We start from the raw sequence: 2,920 nt of genomic DNA, 5'->3' as shown, positions 1-2,920 counted from the left end.
CGCTTTTCTCATGATGTAATCTCTTTGTACTTCAATTTGAAGTGCGGAATGTGGGCAGGAAGATAGTTCGGTTTTTAGAATAAGGAATTGAAGGGAAATAAAAATTTATAATTGTTGTCTTTGGAGGTAAAATCGGTGAATTAAAAATCCGACAGCGCGTTAAATTACTCGAAGATGGCTCAAAAAGCAGCAACCATAGAAATTCCTGAATTAATGCAATGTTTACGGTCATCATTGCATAACTTACCGGATGAAAGGAAACCCGGAAATAATACCAAATATGAGGTAGAAGATGCAGTGATGGCTGCGTTTTCGGTCTTTTTTACTCAATCACCGTCTTTTTTAGACCATCAACGTTTAATGAGAAGCAATAAAGGAAAAGATAACGCAGAAAGTTTATTTTCAATTGCGAAAATTCCGAGTGACAATCAAATAAGAAATTTGTTAGATCCGGTTCCAGCCACTACTATATTTATGGCTTTTCAGAAAGTCTATAAATGGTTAAATGAAAAGGGAGTTTTGCAAAAGTTTCTCTATTTAGATAAAGAAATTTTAATAGCTTTAGATGGCACAGAATATTTCTCATCTAAAAAAATTAATTGCCCTCAATGTAACTATCGTAATCATCGAAATGGGACTACAACCTATTTTCATGGCTGTGTCACACCTGTGATAGTTTCTCCGAATCATAAACAAGTGATTAATTTCGAGCCAGAATTTATTAAAAAACAAGATGGATATGAAAAGCAAGACTGCGAAAATGCAGCTGTTAAAAGATGGTTAAATAAGAATCATAAAAATAAGTATGGTTATCCTGTAACCCTTTTAGGGGATGACTTATATTCTCATCAACCTATTTGTGAATTAGCTTTAAAACAAGGTTATAATTTTATTTTTGTTTGTCTGGAAACGTCGCATAAGACTTTATATGAATGGCTAGAATTCTTAGAAAGAAGTGGAGAAGTTACAACCATTGAAAAGAAACAATGGGATGGGCGAAAAAATCTAATTTATCGTTATCGTTATGCTGATAAGCTTCCCTTGAGAGATGGAGACTCAAGTCTCGAAGTTAATTGGTGTGAAGTAACTGTTATTAATGAGAAAACACAGAAAATTATCTACCAAAATAATTGGATAACTAATCATAAAATCACTGAAAATAATGTTGAAAAAGTTGTTAAAGCTGGACGCAGTAGATGGAAAATTGAGAATGAAGGTAATAACGTTCTGAAAAATCATGGTTATAATTTAGAGCATAACTTTGGTCATGGTCAAAATCATTTGTGTGAGTTCTTATTGTCTTTAAATTTGCTAGCTTTTTTATTTCATACTGTTTTAGATTTAGTGAATTACACCTATCACTCATATTCGTGAGTTATTAGTAACTCGGACTTCTTTTTTTAATGATATTCGTACCCTATTAAAATTTTTATATTTTAAAGACTGGTCGGATTTTTTCTCATTCATTCTGAGGGAACACGTTCCATTTAAAAAAGTAAATTCTAGTTAAAAATGTCAATATATTGAAAGAGGAGGAGAAAGTTATTTATTAAATAAAAATATAAATTTGGTTAGAATTTCAGCTAGATTTATGAGTTGAAATTAATTTTTCATGGACAGATTTTTTCAAACCTGTCTATCTCTAGCGTCGGATGATAATTATCTGTCGAAAAATCATGGTTCGACACAAGTTCTCTATTTAAATAAGATAATTTTATCTGTTTTTTTTCAAAATGAGAATTGCTGGATATTCTCAAAGAAACTGATTTACGAGTTGGGTTTAGTGAGCAGTTTAAAAGTGCATCTCAACGAGAAATGTTAGACCGGGATGTATTACAAAAACGCTTGTTACTGTGTTTGTATGGTTTGGGGACAAATACAGGTTTGAAACGGTTAGGCAACGTGATTGGTGGTGAAAATTATCAGGATTTATTATATATCAAGCGTCGCTTCATCCAGAAGGAACAGTTACGTAATGCCATTGCTAGTGTCGCTAATGCAATTTTCAATATTAGAATGCCCTTTCTTTGGGGAGAAGGTACTACAGCTTGTGCTTCTGACTCGAAAAAGTTTGGTGCTTGGGATCAGAATTTAATGACCGAATGGCACATCCGCTATGGTGGACGTGGTGTGATGATTTATTGGCACGTTGAGAAGAATTCTGTCTGTATTTATTCACAGTTAAAGACTTGTTCTAGTAGTGAAGTGGCAGCCATGATAGAAGGACTATTACGCCACTGTACCCAAATGAAGGTAGAGAAGAATTATGTTGATACTCACGGACAAAGTGTGGTCGCTTTTGCTTTTTGTCACCTGCTTGGCTTTGGGTTGATGCCTCGTCTCAAGGGAATTCACAAACAAAAATTATATCGCCCAGACTCAGGTAATACTGCTGCCTATCCTAATTTACAACCTGTTTTAACCCGTGCCATTAATTGGGATTTAATTCGTCAACAGTATGACCAAATGGTTAAGTATGCCACTGCACTGCGTTTAGGTACAGCAGAAACGGAAGCTATTTTAAAGCGATTTACTAGGGGCAATTTAATGCACCCAACCTATCAAGCTTTATGTGAATTAGGTAAGGCTGTCAAAACAATATTCTTGAGCCAATATTTACATTCAATAGAGTTGCGACGAGAGATTAATGAGGGTCTTAATGTCGTAGAAAATTGGAATAGTGCTAACAGTTTTATTTTCTACGGCAAGGGTGGAGAAATTGCGACTAATCGTTTGGAAGATCAAGAATTGGCTCAGGGCAAACGCACCTTAAAGTGACACATTAAAGGTTGATTTTTGGACAAATATATGAGTTTAGCTATACACAGTAAACCAAAAAGTTTTTCCACCAAGAGCGATCGCTACAACCCACATTCCGCACCCACAACTGTCACACCCCAAAGAAACGGATCTATTTAGT

2 pseudogenes are annotated in these 2,920 nt (G+C 34.7%); both read left to right on the top strand.

The window, feature by feature from the left end:
• The first annotated feature begins 174 nt into the window (after positions 1–174).
• Positions 175–1,424, top strand: a pseudogene (locus AC5JMK_RS13960) (ISNCY family transposase).
• A gap of 316 nt (positions 1,425–1,740) precedes the next feature.
• Positions 1,741–2,754, top strand: a pseudogene (locus tag AC5JMK_RS13955) (Tn3 family transposase); the annotation flags it as partial.
• Positions 2,755–2,920: the final 166 nt, after the last annotated feature.

This window comes from Pelatocladus sp., assembly GCF_059505505.1.
The sequence above is the reverse complement of the archived record's forward strand: the minus strand, read 5'-3'. Positions and strand labels throughout refer to the sequence as shown.